This window comes from Thermogemmatispora carboxidivorans (assembly GCF_000702505.1).
GTDB lineage: Bacteria > Chloroflexota > Ktedonobacteria > Ktedonobacterales > Ktedonobacteraceae > Thermogemmatispora > Thermogemmatispora carboxidivorans.
The window spans coordinates 1,200,289-1,217,228 of the sequence record NZ_JNIM01000001.1; the positions used below are offsets into that span (position 1 = coordinate 1,200,289).

12 protein-coding genes are annotated in these 16,940 nt (G+C 60.7%); 1 reads left to right on the forward strand and 11 read right to left on the reverse strand.

Features of this window, described 5'->3' with window-relative positions; all coding sequences use genetic code 11:
- Nucleotides 1–176 precede the first annotated feature (176 nt).
- The 11 genes from N688_RS04800 to N688_RS04850 all read right to left on the reverse strand — a co-directional run bounded on the left by N688_RS04800 (nt 177) and on the right by N688_RS04850 (nt 16,014).
- Nucleotides 177–3,533 (reverse strand): type 2 lanthipeptide synthetase LanM family protein, encoded by a 3,357-nt coding sequence (locus N688_RS04800; RefSeq protein WP_052888216.1) that lies wholly within the window; start codon nt 3,531–3,533, stop codon nt 177–179.
- Between the two features lie 541 nt (nt 3,534–4,074).
- Nucleotides 4,075–4,323 carry a mersacidin/lichenicidin family type 2 lantibiotic gene (locus tag N688_RS22210; RefSeq protein WP_069803490.1) on the reverse strand — a complete coding sequence of 83 codons (249 nt, stop codon included), beginning with the start codon at nt 4,321–4,323 and terminating at the stop codon, nt 4,075–4,077.
- 603 nt (nt 4,324–4,926) lie between these two features.
- Nucleotides 4,927–7,551, reverse strand: a complete 2,625-nt coding sequence (locus N688_RS04810; protein WP_081838524.1) for a peptidase domain-containing ABC transporter — start codon at nt 7,549–7,551, stop codon at nt 4,927–4,929.
- On the reverse strand, nt 7,551–8,156 hold the full coding sequence (locus N688_RS04815; RefSeq protein WP_052888218.1) for a hypothetical protein: 606 nt from the start codon (nt 8,154–8,156) through the stop codon (nt 7,551–7,553). Before N688_RS04815 ends, N688_RS04810 begins: the two co-directional genes overlap by 1 nt.
- 156 nt (nt 8,157–8,312) lie before the next feature.
- A complete protein-coding gene (locus N688_RS04820; RefSeq protein ID WP_052888219.1) occupies nt 8,313–8,555 on the reverse strand; it encodes a DUF2630 family protein in 243 nt (80 codons plus the stop codon).
- A 111-nt stretch (nt 8,556–8,666) separates the two neighbouring features.
- Nucleotides 8,667–9,905, reverse strand: a complete 1,239-nt coding sequence (pqqE, locus tag N688_RS04825) for a pyrroloquinoline quinone biosynthesis protein PqqE (protein WP_081838525.1) — start codon at nt 9,903–9,905, stop codon at nt 8,667–8,669.
- A gap of 108 nt (nt 9,906–10,013) precedes the next feature.
- A complete protein-coding gene (gene pqqD, locus N688_RS04830) occupies nt 10,014–10,322 on the reverse strand; it encodes a pyrroloquinoline quinone biosynthesis peptide chaperone PqqD (RefSeq protein WP_081838526.1) in 309 nt (102 codons plus the stop codon).
- Nucleotides 10,319–11,095, reverse strand: coding sequence for a pyrroloquinoline-quinone synthase PqqC (pqqC, locus tag N688_RS04835; protein WP_081838527.1), 777 nt, complete (start codon nt 11,093–11,095; stop codon nt 10,319–10,321). The genes pqqD and pqqC overlap by 4 nt, the downstream gene beginning before the upstream one ends.
- Nucleotides 11,096–11,190: 95 nt before the next feature.
- Nucleotides 11,191–12,117: a pyrroloquinoline quinone biosynthesis protein PqqB gene (gene pqqB, locus N688_RS04840; protein WP_081838528.1), complete on the reverse strand. Its 927-nt coding sequence runs from the start codon at nt 12,115–12,117 to the stop codon at nt 11,191–11,193.
- A 654-nt stretch (nt 12,118–12,771) separates the two neighbouring features.
- Nucleotides 12,772–14,775, reverse strand: coding sequence for an acetoacetate--CoA ligase (locus tag N688_RS04845; protein ID WP_052888222.1), 2,004 nt, complete (start codon nt 14,773–14,775; stop codon nt 12,772–12,774).
- 129 nt (nt 14,776–14,904) lie between these two features.
- Complete coding sequence (locus N688_RS04850; RefSeq protein WP_052888223.1) at nt 14,905–16,014, reverse strand: toprim domain-containing protein; 1,110 nt, start codon at nt 16,012–16,014, stop codon at nt 14,905–14,907.
- Between the two features lie 389 nt (nt 16,015–16,403).
- On the opposite strand from N688_RS04850, the gene N688_RS04855 reads away from it, so the two are divergent.
- Nucleotides 16,404–16,886 carry a hypothetical protein gene (locus tag N688_RS04855; RefSeq protein ID WP_156025297.1) on the forward strand — a complete coding sequence of 161 codons (483 nt, stop codon included), beginning with the start codon at nt 16,404–16,406 and terminating at the stop codon, nt 16,884–16,886.
- The last annotated feature ends 54 nt before the right edge of the window (nt 16,887–16,940 follow it).

The following is a 16,940-nucleotide window of genomic DNA, read 5'->3' on the forward strand; positions in this document are numbered from 1 at the left end:
CACGTACATCCTGTGCCGAGCGATTGAGGGCAACCCCTGTGGCCGGGGGAGCAGCCGTAGCGACTGCTCCCCTTGGTTCCGAACTGGGTCGAACCTCTTCCCCGCTCCTATGGGTCTGGCCTGTCTGCCAGCTCCGTAACAGTGTGTGAAGGACGTCTGTGCTCAGCGGGCTCCGTTCAGACTGCTGGCGGTGAGTATCCGGCAGGTGGAGAGAGCAGCAGTACTGATGGAACGCGCTCGGGGGACGCCAGGCGCAGGAGCGCAAAGCCGGCTCCAGCCAGCCCCGTCATCAATCCAGGTGTTTCCACACCGAACGGCACTCCGCAGACCCAGCCCTGGTGCTCCATATTCTCCAGCAAGGCGGCGGCAATGCGTGGGATGTGCTCAGCGAAGGCCTCGCCAGGCAGCAGACGCGCTGCAGAGATCAAGATATCCAGGTTTCCCAGGTCGCCGTGACAAAGGGAGTGGTTCAGACCAAAACCCTGGGTCAGGGTCGTGCGCAGACCGGCCTTGATCTCCTCTCTGAGCGCTTGATCGTCGAGCAGAGAGAGCAGAGCCAGACGCGAGAGAGCGACGCCGGGCGCGCCATGACACCAGGCCACCATATATTTCTCGCCCGCCGGCTGCCCGGCACCGGCACTGGAAGAAGGTGGACGCTGGCGCAGATCAAGCCAATTCTGGCGTGAGGGTGAAAAAAGCGTACGTTCATAGGTCAGCGCTGCACTGGCCATCTCCGCAAAGCGAGGCTCTCCACTGGCCTGGGCTAACTGCATCAGATACAAGGCGATCCCGGCGTTTCCGTGGGCAAAACCGGCCAGCGCGACCGGCTGACGTGCCGTTGGCCAGCCGCAGCCGCCCCGGGCTTGGAGTTGGGCGTGAGCAAGCAGATGCTCGCCGCAGCGGACGGCAGCCGCCAGCGTTTCGGGCGAGGGAGACACAGCCTGCAGGCAGAGCAAGGTCGCGATGGCGCCTGCTGCTCCGCCGATCACATCGTAGACCTGATCCTGCTCGATCTTCTCCACGAGCAGAGGGACCAGCTCCTCCGCCTGGCGATGGAGCGCTGGCTCGTGCCAGAGGGTCCCCAGATGGCAGAAGAGGTAGATCAACGAGCCGAGGCCGTTGAAAGCGCCAATGCCGTAGGCACGGGGGAAGTACTTGCGGCGCATGATCTGCTGCTGAATCGTACGCAGGGCCATCCGTGCCAGCTCAGTGTGGCGCTGCTCGCCTGTCAGATAGCCCAGATAGGCCAGAAAGAGGGCGATGCCGGCCAGACCATTGTAGAGATCGCCATCGGCGGGCAGTAGGTGCCACTCGCGATCATTCACCGGTGTCACGCCCAGCCAGCCCACATATTCCCCCTGGTAGAGAGCAAACTGGCGCAAGCGGTTACCGATCGCCGAAGCGGCGGCCAGCAGCCGCTCCAGGGTAGGCGGAGTGTGAGCGGGATGCAGCTCCAGGCGTGTATAGCTCTGGGGAGTAGTGGCGTCAATCATGCTTGTGAAAGAAGCGCGAATAATCCACAGCTGCTTTTCCAGATCCAGCTCGCTCAACTCAGCCAGACGTCGGCGCACCACTTCCAGGCCAGGCTCGCTGAAGAACGCCGGCAGGCGCTCGCCCTCTGAGGTGAAGAGGTCGGTCGAGGCTGCCGTGGTGGTGAAAACGGGAATATCCCCGCGCCACAGGTCACGCCGCTCAGCGGGAATCAGCGGCACCAGGTAAGGGAGGCGCTCCGTGGTGGCCCACAGCCGGTCAAAGAGGCGATCCCGCTCCAGGGCGTCGCGCAACACATTAGGATGCAGGCTATCGACCAGCAGCTGCGTGTAGATCCTGGTTGGACGCAGCACGCAGCGGACCTCGGCCTCGGCAAAGCGCGGAAGGTAGGTCTCGAGCAGCTCTGAGCGCTGGGCCATGAGAAGGCGGTAAGCGCGAGTGAAGCCCTCGATGAGGCACTGGCTATAATCCAGGACATTGATATCCTGATCATTGAGGCGCGGGCGATTCTCTTTCACGGGCAGTTCGACCCGCTCATTGGCCAGGCGCATCTCATCGGTGCCTGTGCCCTTCCATCTGGGAACGGGACGCGGCGAGAGCTGGCCGGGCTGACCGCCGAGGCCGCTCATATCGATCCCCTCACCCTCCTGGTTCGACCAGAGGCGCTGTGGCAACAAGCCCACACGCAGCACCGAATGGCCGATGGCCTCCAGACCCGGTGCGCCCTGGGCCTGCAGCACCTCGGGATTGATCTGGGGTAAAAAGAGCGTCTCCAAATCGATCAGCATAGGATACTCGCCAGCAGCGATAATGTTCTCCGCGTGGAAATCCGAGGCCTCCAGCGCATAGAGCAGGGCCAGATATGCCCCCTGACGTTGATAGAAACGCTCGATCTCCTCGCGAGAAGAACAGTGGCGAGCCTGGACGAACTCCACCCAGCCGTAGTGACCCCGGTCAAGGACCGTCAGCGTACGCAAGGGTGGGCTGAAACCCCGTGTGTTCATCCAGGCGAGCAGCTCCTGAAAATGGCGATCGATGGCCAGCGAGCGTGGCTTATAGACCAGGCGAAACCCCGAGTCCCAGCGCAGCAAGATCACACTCTGCCCGTTGCGATGCAGGTCGCCGGCCCCCTGGTGGATCTCGCATAGCGAGCCGGCCTTTCCACTGATGTGGAAAGTAGAGCAGATCAGTGGCCAATCGTCGGCGAGGCGCTTCAGCAGCTCCAGCGAGCGACAAACCCAGCGCTCCAGCGTCTCTGTCACCAAACGAGCCAGCACGACGTATTCTTGCAGAAAATCGAGTGTTGCCTCGCGCTTACTCAGCTGCTCCAGAAAATACTGAAAGCGCTCTTCCGCAGTGGCCCCCTGTAAGCGGCCCTGAACCCGTGCGACATGAAGCTCCAGGACGATAGCGCGCGAAATCGAGGGGAGCAACAGCCCGGGGATATTGCGTGCCAGGAGATCAAGGACCCTCTCGGGGTCGAACGAGAAGGAGGGAGAGCGCTGGGCCAGCTCCCGCAAGCCTGCGGCCAGCTTTTGTCTGGCGTGCCTGATCAGCGGCAGCAAAGGATGGAGGAATGAGCGCGTATGGCTCCCTTCCTCCAGACCCGGCAGGGGAGAAGACCAGGCTGCCCCGCCCTCTTCTTCCTGGTCGGTTGGGCTGGCGTCGGGAGTCGAAAAGGCCTCACTGAGAGCCAGAAGCCAGGCGGGAGGGGTAGGGCAACGTGCGCGCAGGGCCTCGGCGGGTTCGCCCAACAGGAGCAGCAGCTCCTCCTCTCCTAATCCATCGAGCGCAAGGCGGGCGGCAAAGCGACCCTCTTCCTCGCTCATGGCCGGTAGCTCTTTCCAGCGCTGCAGGCGCTGCCGGGCCCGGGCCTGGGCCTCCGCATCAAGCGAATCCAGGCCAGGAGCAAATGGGGTCGTGCGCAACAAGGCCAGACGCTCGCTCAAAGTCAGAGCGCGGTACCAGCCGGCCTCTTGCCAGCGACCCTGCGGGTAGGAAGAAACGGAAGCGGTGATAGTCTCGCTCGTTGTCTCGCTCATGGAATCACATGCTGAGATGCAGCGCAGGGGCAAGCGATCCCGCCGCCTTGGTCAGCGGTAAGGATACTGGGTCTGCGCCGTATCTCCTTTCTTTCTTCTTCATTGCTCGGTCGTTACCGATGGGATGCTGCAGCACTTGTTGCCTGCTGCTCATGTGGCCTGTCAACATGGAAGAATAGAGGTGAGCGGCGCGAAAAGATCTGCAACCGCTGGAAGATAAAGAGCGCGGTGGTGGCTGATCTCAACTGACCTGCAGAGTGCGAGCCGTTAACGGTCGACTCGATCATCTGGCATTCCCGAAGCGAAGGTTTGACCTGGCTTGGCGCAAGCGCTGACAGATAAAGGAAGAGCTGGGGATAGGGTTCCCGAATGCGAGAGTTTGATGGGCGCCTGCTCATCTCCTATCCTGGATAGGTGAACAAGCGCCAGGAGGCTAAGCCTCAACTGGCGCGAACAGAGGGTCGGGACGGAGTCAGGCATCCCAACCCTCTGCGTATCCTGATCAGGCCATACCGAGACCCCTGGCGTGGGGCGACGACTGCTAGAGACAGCCGCCAGCGGCGTTGGTATTGCAGAGGCCGAGGAGCACAGCCAGGGACTGCAGACAGAGCACGGCAACCGTGTTATTGCACTCGTCGGTGTTGCCGTGACCGCCCTGGACGGCCTCCAGATCTGCATCAGTCAGCTCGACCTCACCGATGGGGCTCTCAGGCAGCAGGCTGAGCTCCTCCTCGCTGAGGCTCTGGCGATAGGCTTCATCTTTCCATGCGCGAACGATGTCGAACTTCATGTGCGTGCGTTTCCTTTCTTGTACCTTTGGTGTTGTTGTGGTGTCGTGCGTTCGGGCACCCCGTCTACGCTTTGGAATCACGCTGCCCAGACAGGTGACTTCCTGACGTCCCCAAGGTGGCCCTCCGACATCCGGCTCACCCTGCCTGAACAAAATACGTTCAAAGCGTATTTGTTACCCGAACGCCTAAGTACATTGTACGGATAAAGCCAAATATATAAGTTTCAATATATCATTTTTAGGGAATGAGAAGAGCAAGGGCGTCGGTTGGAGTGAGGAGAGTGGTGGGCCCCTGGCTGAAGCGAGAGGCTTTTCCGCTGCCTTCTCGACCTGGGCTTTGGGGCCTGGCTGGTTGACGAGATCCCGTCGTCCCGCAGAGCAAGGCTGTAACGGATGCTGTCACGATGGTCCTGGCCTGGTGGTGTAGGGCAGGGCCATTGCTGCCAGGACTACTGCTTTTGGTCTCATGAGGGGCGAAGCAGCGTCAGAGAAGCTAAGTGATCAGGTCGGTGCTGATAGCAAGAAAAGGAGCAGGCTTATTCCTCTGGAGGAAGCCAGCGGTTCCCAGGATCTTCTTTCTGGGGCCAGGCTCGAGTCTGTGCCTTAGTGGCCGGCGCGAGCCTGGCGTTCCTCCTGTTCAAGTTGCTGTCGCATAAGCTGGGCGTAGTAGCCATTTTGCTGGAGTAACTGCTCGTGGGTTCCCTGTTCGATAATCATGCCATCGTGCATCACCAGGATCAGATCGGCGTCGCGGATGGTACTCAGGCGATGAGCGATAATAATTTGCGTGCACGGGTAGGCGCGCAGATTCTCGGAGACGCGCTGTTCAGTAAGCACATCGAGATGGCTTGTGGCCTCGTCGAGGAGCAGAATGGCCGGCTCATTGACCAGGGCGCGTGCCAGGCAGAGGCGCTGCCGCTGGCCGCCCGAGAGAGCGCTGCCGCCCTCGGCCACTGGAGTATCGTAGCCCAACGGCATCCGCATGATATCCTCGTGGATAGCCGCAGCGGTCGCCGCTTTGACGATCCGCTCGTAAGGGACATTGGGATCGTTGAGACTGATATTCTGCAAGATGGAGCCACTGAAGATCTGGCTATCCTGCAGAACGACACCAAATTGACGCCGTACCTCCTGGTAGTTGAGCTGGCTTAGTGGCAGCCCATCGTAGTAGATCTCGCCTTCGGTCGGTGTGTAGAGGGCCAGCAAGAGCTTGCCCAGGGTGCTCTTGCCTGAGCCAGTGCGCCCGACAATGGCGACTTTCTGGCCCGGTTCAATACGGATGTTGATCTCCTTAAGCACCTGTGGGGCATCTGGTCCATATTGGAAACTCACGTTCTGCACGTGAATGCGTCCGCTGAGTCGTGGAGGCAACTGCGCCTTCTCGATGTCCTGTTCCGGCTCTGCTGTCGTGACGTCGGTCAAGCGCTCCAGATGGGCATAGAGGATCTGGAACTGCTGCCCGCTGCTGACGAGCGAGGCCACGGGGGTCAGGAATGCGCTGGCCAGTGTGTTGAGAGCGAGCATGGTACCAACGCTGAGATGGCCGTTGAGGACCTGGTAGGCGCCAATCCACAGCAAGGCGATCGGCGAGAAGATGCGGAGAATGGTCATGGCCGTATTAATGCCGGCCTGCAGGTAGCTGAGACGCAGGGTGATATTCAGCCGCTCGTAGAAAAGATTCGACCAGCGCTCCAGTGCGCGCTGCTCGGCGCCGGCGGCCTTGAGCGTAGCCATACCGGCCAGGGTCTCAGCTAGATAGCCCTGAGCCTTGCCCTGGGCCGCCAGATCGCGGCTAGCCAGGTCCAGCACGATACGATGGGTGCCCAAAAGGACCAGGACCTGGAGCAGTCCCAGGCCGAGGGTCAGGAGGGCGAAGATCGGCGATTGCCAGAGCAGAATGAAGAGGTAAGCGATGACTGTGCCGCTATCCAGCAGGGTTGAGATGAGCTGGTTGCTCAGCGTATCGCGGATAATGGTATTGCTGCCCAGGCGCTGCAGCAGATCGCCACTAGAGCGCTGTTGAAAGAAGCTGAAGGGCAGAGTGAGCAGATGCTCGAAGAAACCGAGCACCAGCTGAATGTCGACGCGGGCTCTCAGGTAGACCAGCAGCCACTCGCGGAGAATGGTTGTAGTGGCCTGTGCCGCCAGGAGGAGGAGCAGGCCGAGGCCCAGGATGCTCATGATGTCGACCATGTGGGCTGGCAGGATCTGGTCGATGACAATCTTGGTGAGCAGGGGCAGGAGCAGGCCGAAGAGTTGCAGGAAGAGAGAGGCCCCTAGTACCTGGAGCAGGGGGCCGCGCGTTTGACGGGCGAACTGCTTGACCTGCATCCAGAGTGTGACACGGTGAGCACTGCCCTCGGTGCTGAAGTGTACCCCTGGCTCGAAGAGGATCACAATGCCAGTGAAGCCGGCATCGAACTCTTCGGGCGTGAGCCGCTTACGTCCCCAGGCGGGGTCGATGACCTCGACCCAGCGGGGGGTCCAGCGCTCGACGACGATGAAGTGCTTAAATTCCCAGTGGACTACTGCCGGCAGCGGAACGGAGCGGAAATCCTCAGTGCGCTGCAGCGAGATGGCTCGTGTGCGCAGCCCATAGCTACGCGCGGCTTTCACAATGCTCAATGCTGAGAGGCCGTCGCGTCCCAGGCCATGCCGCATGCGCAGCTCGGAGACCGAGGTAGGACGCCCGTAGTAGTTGAGGATCATGGCCAGACAGGCATAGCCGCACTCGACGACGTTCATTTGGGTAAGGGGACGGACGCGCCGCCGCCGCCAGCCTCGACAACCTCGGCCAAAGCAGCCCTGCTTTCTGGGACGTTTGCCGTCCTTGCCTGTTGCGATCCCTGGTCTGACCTGACCCTGTTGCTCGGTGGGCCGGGCCGCCGCAGCCGCAGGAGGCTGCTGGTCGCCTGCCTGCCTGTAATGCCCAGCGGCAGCAACTGAGACTGCTGGCACTGGCACCGGCGCTGGTGCTGGCACCGGTACTGGCACTAGTACTGCTGGTACTGGCACTGGTGTGGTTGCTGGTGCTGGCTTCTGCCTGGCTGGCAGGCGCAGATGAGGACGGATCGCTGGATAGTCGCCTTCCTGCTGAAGCACAATCGGGCGAATACGCCGCCGCTTGAGCGGTCGACCTGCAGTGATATATTCTTGTGGATCGAAGATGTCTACATAATCGCGATCCTGGGTTACTTCCTGTCCATACTGACCATAGTCGTGCATCATCACGCTCCCTGGCCTCCCAACAGCTTCCCAACCCCTGGCAGCAAGTTCAAAAGGCGGGTAAAACCGGTCTGTACCTGTGCCGTCAGACTTGTCCCAGCATAGATGCTGACTGAGAGCTGCTGACCAAGAGGGACCAGCGCAGCTACTGAAGGGCGTGTGACCGGTGAAGCCGCCTGGCGTGTGTTAGCTGCACTATAGTAGCTACAGCTGGTTGCTGGGCTGATAACGCCTGGCAAAATACGTGCGATCTGGCTGTTCAGCGTAAGATTGGCAGCTGGTAGCGTTATTTGCACAGGTTGCCCTGGCCGCAGTCGCTGGCGTGCTTCCCAGGGGAGGAAGATCACTGCAACGGTCCCTTGCTGCTGCGCCAACTGGAAGCGCTCGCTTAATGCTTGCGCGTCCAGGACCACCCCCGGGCCAGCAGTGTAGGTCGGAATCTCTGTTGTCCAGGCAAGGGCTGCGGCAGCGAAGAGGAGCCCGAAGAGGAGCCAGAGCAGCACAGGTACGGGTAGAGCCATGAAATGTGGAAGAATATCTTTTTCTCGCCCATAGAGATGATGGTGCAGTGCACGCTGACGAAAGATCGGACGTTGATGTACTTGCATCGATCTTATTCTGCCTTGCTACCAGAAGGAATAGAGAAAGAACCTCTAAGTGCATTATATGAAGTGGACCAATTGGGCGAGAGGATGGGATGGCGAGAAAGGAGAGAGAGGCAGCCAGGCTGCCTCTCTGGGGATAGGCAAAACTGGGCAGGAGGGTTATTGCAAGTAGTGCTCAACGGTACGAGGATCACGCGGCTGCGCCTCGTCGGGGTTAAGACGAGCATGGCGGCGAGCTCGCCGCTGACGCAGCAAGTCCCAGCATTGATCAAGCCGAATCTCTAGCTCTTTCATGCGTGCGCGCTCCTCGTCCGTGAGGCCCTCTTCTTCTGCCTTCTTGAGTAGCTGATGTTCCTCGTCCACCAATGCATCGATACGCTGCAGAATTTCCGCATCATCCATCGCTAGCGATTACCTCCTCTCTTGAACGATCACACAGCGGTCTACCTGTGATGCTTCCTTGCCGATTCTCTTCAGCCACAGCATAGAAATAAAACTCGGAAGTGTCCCTCCTTATTCCCCCTGGCTGGGTTTAGGGTTGGTGCGGAAGCGGATGGGGAGCAGGGGTCGGCCATCTGGGGCGAAAGGGCTAGGAAAAGTGGACGAGGAGCCTGACTGCTGCTCAGCCTCAGCGAGAATAGCGAGGAGGCGGGAGCGGTGAGGAGAAAGGCTGCAGGCGGGGTCGGTATTGGCGGCGTCCCCTGTCAGCAGGAAGGCCTGGCAGCGGCAGCCGCCGAAGTCCTGTTCGCGCAGTGGGCAGCTGCGGCAAGGCTCGGGCATCCACTGGCTGCCGCGGAAACGCTCAAAGGCTGCTGATTGCTGCCAGATCCAGGCCAGGGAATGCTGGCGCACATTCTCAAAATGCAAGTTGGGGATGACACGAGCGGTCTGGCAGGGCAGGACCGCGCCGTCGGGGGTGACGGTCAGATAGCGGCGGCCCCAGCCATACAAGCAGGGTTTGGGACGTTCGGCGTAATAATCGGGCCAGACGTAGAGGACTTCCATGCGCCCGCGCAGGCGCTCCTGGGCCGCGCGGACGATCCTTTCGGCCTGCTGCACCTGAACCTTTGTGGGGAGCAGCGCGACTTTGTTGGCGAATGCCCAGCCCAGGTACTGTGTGCTGGCCAGCTCCAGGCGCTGGGCGCCCAATTGCTCAGCCAGGGCTATCATCGCCGGGAGGCGCTCAATGTTGCCGCGGTGGAGCACCATATTGATCGTCAGGGGCAGGCCAGAGGCGTTGACGAGACGAACGGCCTCTAGCTTGCGCTCGTGAGCGCCTGGGCAGCCGGCAATGCCATCGGCCAGAGCGGCTTCATCGGCCTGGATGCTGATCTGAATGCTATCAAGGCCAGCCTCCTGCAGTTCCTGGAGGCGACGCCGTGTCAGGCCGAGAGCGCTAGTGATCAGATTGGTGTAAAGGCCGACAGCGCGGGCGCTGGCCAACAGGACGGGCAGATCGCGCCGCAGCAGTGGCTCACCACCTGAAAAGAGCAGATGCAGGACCCCGAGGGCGGCGGCCTCACTGATGACTCGCTGCCACTCGGCTGTCGTCAGCTCCGGCTGGCGCTGGTCTGGGAGAAGCTGGGTTGGATTCGAACAGTAAGGACAGTGCAGCGGACAGCGATAGGTTAATTCCGCTAGCAGACCGAACGGGCGCAGCGTCTGGCCCGGGGTGGTCTGAGAGCCATCGCCTTCCAGCTGATGGGTCCTGGACGAGGAGGGAGACCTCGTCTGCTGCTCGTCAAGCCTCATAATGGTCGTCCTCTCTGTCTGGCTATCAAGCCTGTCTGATCTGATGACCTGGCCTGCCTTTGAGTGAGCCGGGAGTCAGGGCTAAGGAGAAAGCAAGCAGGCTCTGGTCTACTCTAGCCAGGCGATGAGATTCTGATCTCGCAGCGAACGGAGGTACTCGTAAACGTCGCGCTGCAGCTGCTCGGGACTGGCCTCGTAACGGCTTGCCAGCTCGCGAAGGATGTCGGCCAGCGTGTGCTCGCCGTTGCAGAGCTGCAAGATAGCTGCTGCGGTCTCATTGAGCATCATGACTCCCTCGGGATAGAGCAGTACGGGCTGCTGGCTAAGACGATCGATTTCCAGCCGTGCTCTGGGAAGCAGGCGTGGACGCAGCGTCGGCGAGAATGGAAGGAGGCTGCCTTCGCTGGACATGCTCATCGAGGACCTTCCTGCGGAGTGGAAGTAGTGGCGCTGGAGCTGGCCGCTGTCAGAGCCAGCTCGCCGGGCAGGGGGCCGTAGGCGAACTGTAGGGCATCAAGCATGCTCCAGAGGACGTCACATTTGAACGCAAGTGCCTGGATGGCACCCTCCTGCAGTTGGCGCGTTGTACAGTAGCGCACGGTCAACTCTAGTGCTTGAGCGGCGTCGCGTGGTGCCTGCTGCAGACGTGCCCGGAAGTAGGCCAGTCCTTCTGGGCGAATCCAGGTGTAATAGCGCTCAAAGGCTGTCAGACGCTCACTCATCAGGTCGGGGGAAAACAGCTCGGTCAGCGAGGAGGCCACAGCCAACGGCCACGGCTGCTGACGGGCGAAAGTCACATAGGCTTCGACGGCGAAGCGTACTGCAGGCAGCACCTGCCATCCACTCAGCACTTCCTCGCGAGAGAGGCCACTCGCTTCGGCCAGCTGGAGCCAGGCCGCGATGCCGCCCTCACCCTCGTGCTCACCATCGTGATCGCTGATGCGGTGGAGCCAGAGCCGGCGAACCTCTGGAAGAGGGCAATTGGCAATGATGGCGGCGTCTTTCATAGGGATGTGCTGTTGATAATAGAAGCGGTTCGCGATCCAGGCGCGGATCTGCTCGGGAGTAAGGGCGCCCTGGTTCATCGCCTGGTGAAAAGGGTGGAGGTGGTGGTAGCGAGTCATGCCAACGGCCTGCAGCTGGGCCACGAAGGTCTCGCGGTCCCAAGGCTCAAGATGCACTGTGCTCATAGTAGCTCCTCTCTTCGCTCTTGCTTACTTGCTTACTCAAACTACCCTGCGTCCTCTGGTTGGCTTCGGGCGAGGTGGAGGCGAGGGCGCGCGGGTCATAGCTGCAGCTCCAGCCCATCCCAGCCGATGATCAGCCCGGCAGCGCACACGGTGGCGTGCTGGGGCGAGTCCTCGACCAGGATCGGATTAGTATTATTAATATGGGTATAGATGCGATAGGGAATAGAAAGAGAGCTGAGCCAGGCCAGACTGCCCTGGGGTCCATCGATTGGGAGATGGCCCATGCTGCTCGCGGTGGCCTGGACGAGGCCCTGCTCCAGCAGCTCATCCTCGCTCCAGAAGGTTCCGTCAACGAGAATGGCATCGCAAGCCTGCAGGTAGAACTGCAGTTGCTCCTCTCTCCGGGCCAGCCCTGGCAGGAAGAGCAGACGTCCGCCAGTCTGTACATCCGTAAGATAGTAGCCAACACGGAAAGGGGAGGGGGTTACAGGCGCGCTGGCCTCTGCCAGGTAGCGCGGGGGCTTGCCGGTCAGCGGGATAGCCTGATAGAGCAAGCCGCTCGCCTGGCCCTCGGCAGTAGGCAATGGGGCCAGCTCTTCGGAAGGTGCACGCCACTTGGCGCTGCAGTAATGGGCGAGTAACTGTGGCAGGGCCAGCCCCTGGCGTAAGGCTTGCTGAACGCCCGTAGGCGCATAGATAGTCAGAGCCGAGCGTTCCCGAAGGAGGAGGAGGCCGAGGGTATGGTCGAGATCGGCGTCGGTCAGTAGAATGGCCTCAATAGGCGTGCCACGCCTGCAAGAGGCGGGGGGCCAGAGAGGCGGAAAACCTTCGAGCTGAGCGCGCAGATCAGGGGAAGCGTTGAGCAGAAACCAGCGCTCGCCATCGGCGCTCACTGCCACACAGGACTGAGTACGCGCCCTTGCTTTCAGCCGCCCCGCGCGTAGGCCCCGGCAGTTCGCACAATTGCAGTTCCACTGTGGGAAGCCGCCCCCTGCTGCTGTGCCAAGCAGACGCACCAACATAGTCTTGATTCCTGAAATGGTCTGTCTCTACCTGCCAGTCCAATCCTTGTCTTGCAGCCCAAGCCAACAAAGCCAAATCTGGCCAGGTGGTGAGCGGGGAGAAGACAGGACCTGCTCAGCCTCTGCCTCCTCCCTCTGTGGCTCACCCTCCCTCTATTAGCGCCCTCTGCCTGCTCTCTCCCTGCCTGGCAGACGATACTACTGTTCAGATGGAGCTTCAAGTAACAGGAGTACGCCTGCATAGGCAGTGCACTCAAGGCTCACAGCAATGACTTCAAAGGACGGCTTGACCCACCGGGGCTTCTCTTGCATGTTGCTCCTTTCCCTTTTCTGGCTGCACAGAGTTCCAGCGCAGTATGCTGCTCAAGCCTGCCTCTACGGAGGACTCCCTGGCTATGCTTATGCTCGCCTATAGCTTCCCCCGTTCCTGATCCCGTCTCTCCTCTCACCAGTCAGCTCGTCCACCAATCCAACGGTCTTGGGAACTGCTGACGAACTGGTTGACAACTCGCCAGCCAGTGCCTCGCTCTCTTCGGCCCTGCTTTGCTTGTGCGCTGGGCAAAGCTACACTTCCATTATAACCGACGCCAATAAATAATAGATGCATATCTATCTATATAGTAGGGTGAGGAGCGACAAGAGAGCAATCGGAGTCTAGGGCATGCTGCCCGAGCGAGCCTGGAGTTGACGGGCAAAGTCGACGAAGAACTGGATCGCCTGGGGATTGCTCATTGCGTCGGGGCTGGCTGCTTTCTCCAGGGGCAAACCCAGTAGCAATTTCTTGACCGGCACCTCCATTTTCTTCCCGCTCAGTGTGCGAGGTACCTCGGAAATGGCGATGATCTCATCGGGCACGTGATGGGGCGAGATCTCGCGGCGCAGGGCCTCCTTCAAGCGGCGCTGGAGCTCTTCATCGAGGCGAAGTCCCTCGCGCAGCACCACAAACAGAGGCAGATAATAGCCGCCGCCGGGGCGCTCTACTCCGACGATGAGGCTATCAAGCACCTCGGGAAAGCTCTCGACGACGCGATAAATCTCGCTGCTCCCCATGCGAATCCCCTGACGGTTGATCGTCGAGTCTGAGCGGCCATAGATGATGGCGCCCCCGCGTGGGGTGATCTTGATCCAGTCGCCGTGGCGCCAGACGCCCGGATACATTTCGAAGTAGCTTTCGCGGTAGCGACGATGATCGGGGTCGTTCCAGAAGAAGAGTGGCATTGAAGGCATAGGCGCTGTGACCACCAGTTCGCCGACCTCGTCGATCAAAGAACGCCCCTCTTCGTCGAAGGCCTCGACGCGGGCACCGAGTGCACGGCACTGGATTTCACCCGCGTACACGGGAAGCAAGACGCAGCCGCCGACGAAGGCCGAACAGACATCGGTGCCGCCGCTGACCGAAGCCAGCCAGAGATCGCGCTTGACGTGCTCGTAGATCCAGCGGAAGCCTTCCGGTGGCAGGGGTGAGCCAGTGGAACCAATGCAGCGGAGCTGGCTGAGATCGAACTCCTTTCCTGGCTCGACACCAGCCTTCATGCAGCTGGAAATGTACGCGGCGCTGGTCCCGAAAAGGTTCATGCCACTATCCTGAGCAAAGCGCCAGAGGGTATTCATGTCGGGATAGCCGGGGGCGCCATCGTAGAGTAAGATGGTGGCCCCAACCAGCAGGCCGCTCACCAGAAAATTCCACATCATCCAGCCCGTGGAAGTAAACCAGAAGAAGCGGTCGCCGGGTTTCAGATTGCTCTCCAGGGAGAGTACTTTGAGATGCTCCAGCAGGATGCCGCCCTGACCCTGCACGATGGCCTTGGGAAGCCCGGTGGTTCCCGAGGAGTAGAGCACCCAGAGCGGATGCTCAAAGGGAACCTGCTCGAAGGTGAGGGGGGCTGACTGAGCGAGCATGCTGCTCCAGGGAATGACCTGGCGGAGGCCAGCGCTGGCTTCCTCGGGGGAAGGATTCAGGTAGGGGATGATCACGGTATGCTCGAGTGTCGGCAAGGCTGCCTGAAGCTCGGCCAGTACTCCTCGCCGGTCGAAGGGACGCCCATTGTATTGGTAGCCATCAACGGCGAAGAGCACCCGCGGCTCAATCTGCTTGAAACGATCAACGACGCTGCTGGTGCCAAAGTCAGGCGAGCAACTGGACCAGATAGCGCCGAGGCTGGCGCAGGCGAGAAAGGCGATGACGGTCTCCGGGATATTGGGCAAATAGGCCACGACCCGATCTCCGCGCTTGATGCCGAGTTGTCGCAGGCCCTGGGCGACGGCTCCCACTGCCTGCTCCAGCTCTTTCCAAGAGAGCGTGCGCCACGGTTCGCGTTCGGAGCGGAAGATGATGGCCGGATGCTCAGCGCTGGCCTGGCGGAAGACATGCTGAGCGTAGTTCAGCTCGGCGCCTGGGAACCATCTGGCGCCAGGCATGCTGCGGCTGGCCAGCACCTGCGTATAGGGCTGGCTGGCCTGGATCTGAAAATAGTCCCAGAGCGAGGACCAGAAGCCTTCGAGGTCGGTGACCGACCACTCCCAGAGTTCGTGACGGCTGGTGAATTGCTTGCCGCGCTGCTCGGCAAGCCAGCGCAGATAGTGCGTGAGGTTGGCTTGCTCTTTCAGTTCCTCTGAAGGCTCCCACAGGGGCTGTTCGGCGTTGAACGAGGTACTCATCGACTCGTGCTCCTTTCAAACAGATGGGCTTTGGGGCCCTTGACCTTCGAGGCAGGGAGAGAGGTCGGCCCGCGCTGGTGGTTATTCTTGTGCTGCTGTAAGTAAGTCTATGCCGCCTGTAGAGACAAGTCAATAGAGACAGCGATAGCTATTCAGGAGCGGCTGCAGACCTGCGCGACCAGACAGTCGCCAGCGCTCATTCCAGTCCTTGCCTTGCCCATCCAGGGGTATGAGGCAGCGACTGACCGCCCGCCCTTGTCCGCGAAGCTGAGCGCTCAGACGAGCTGTGGCTTCGCGTCCCCCCTCATCACCGTCCAGGGCCAGCAGGACACGGCGGACATGAGCCGGGAGCCAGCTGAGAGGCAGCGCCGTTCCTGCCAGGGCCACAACTTCCTCCGCTCGCAGTCCAGCCGCCATCAAAGCTAAACGGTCAAAGGTTCCTTCGACCACGATGAGCTGAGGCGCAAGCTCCTTTCGGGGAAGACTGAAGCAGCCGGCAGGATTGGTCTTGATCCAGCGTTGCGGGCGACCGGGATACTCTAATAGCTGCTTGTGCTCGTTTTCATCCATGCCAGGCTGCCACCCTGCAAGTGTGCGCCCAATGTAGCCTTTTGTGCTTTCTGACTGGAGAGGGAAGATCAGTCGCTCGCTCCAGCGCTGGAGGAGGCGTCGCTGCCTGGCGCGCGGCAGACGGGCAATAATCGCCGGCGTCAGGAGACCAACGCCGCTGGCGAGAGCAGTCTCTAGAGGAATGGCCCGCTGGTAGAGGTAGGCCCGCCCCAGGCTGCTGGACTGCAAGGCCTCTTGCATGATCGGTTCCAGGGCTCGCAAGAGGCGCCTCTCTTCTTCTTGCCAGTGACGGAGAACGCTGCTGGCCCTGGACCGTGTCGCTGGCTGGCTTCGCCAGTGGGTGTAAGAAGGAGCTGTGGCCCAGCTCGCTGTTGGCTCCTCCGGATCAGCTGGCTGCTCCCGGCGCAGGCTGGAGTCGGTTCCCAGGAGATGATGAGCTGCACTCGGATTCCATTCCGCAATCAGAACTCTGGCCTGACAGGCAGCGTTGAAGCAATAGCCCCAGCCGCTGGCCGGGTCGATTGAGAGCGAACGCTGGTGATCGCTGCCGTGAATCGGACAGAAGGCACGCACCCGGCTGCCTGCCAGGCGCGGACGGGGCAGCTCACGCTCTGAAAGGATCTCGATCCGTTTGCCTCGGCGGGTGAAGATGGTAATCATATCTGCCATCCTCTGCTCTCTTTGGCGACTCTCCCCTCCTTCCATCCTCGCCAGGGCTACTCTCTTCCTATGGAAGATTATAGAATATTTGTTCTGATCTGTCGAAGTTCAGACGAATGAGGACCAGTGTCAGACAGGTCTTGCTTTGGTCTTCTTTGCTGACCTGAACTGTCGCGCAGGGAAAGGTACAAACAGGCGAATTCTTGGAGCTATGCAACCTGCCAGCGTTCTCTTCTTTAGGAGAAGGGCATGCTTCGTTTCCTTGACAGCGATAGCTATCTGTTATACTCTGTCTTTGAGAGAATGGCGCAATGAAGATCAGAAGCTGCAGGAAATGGGTGCACTTGCATATAAGTTCCGCCTTTCGTGCGCTTGTTGAGAGATAGAGAGGATCGACAATGTACCGACGAAACCATTTTGGGCGCCACCGGGGTTGGTTTTTCTGGTGGTTTATTCCCCTGTTTTTCCTGGGTCCAGCTCATTGGTGGTGGGGGTGGGGCAATGCGATGTTTGGCATTATGCTCAGCGTCTTCTTCATTGCCTTACTGGCCTGGGCCCTCTCGGCGCTCTTTGCAGAGCAGGGGCCGGGGGCGGGACGCAGCTGGCCGATGGGTGGTGGCATGTGGCAATGGCAGCAGCCGCCCCAGGCGCCACCAAGACCAATGGGGACCTACCAGAGCGCTGATCCAGGCGAACATACAGGGGTGCCTGAGCAGCGCTATCACCAGGGCTATCGGGCTCAGACGGGTCCACGTTCCGGGCAGGTTGCTGGGCCGCAGTCGCAGTCGCAGCAAGCTCAACCGGCAATGGGGCGCCCTCAGCCGCAGTACGAAGAGCCGCAGGTGGAGTATCCACGTGAAGAGCCGCCGCTGGTTCAGTAGCTCTCTTGACCTCTGGGCGGCCAGGCTTCTGGAGCAACGGCGGCGCCAGCCTGT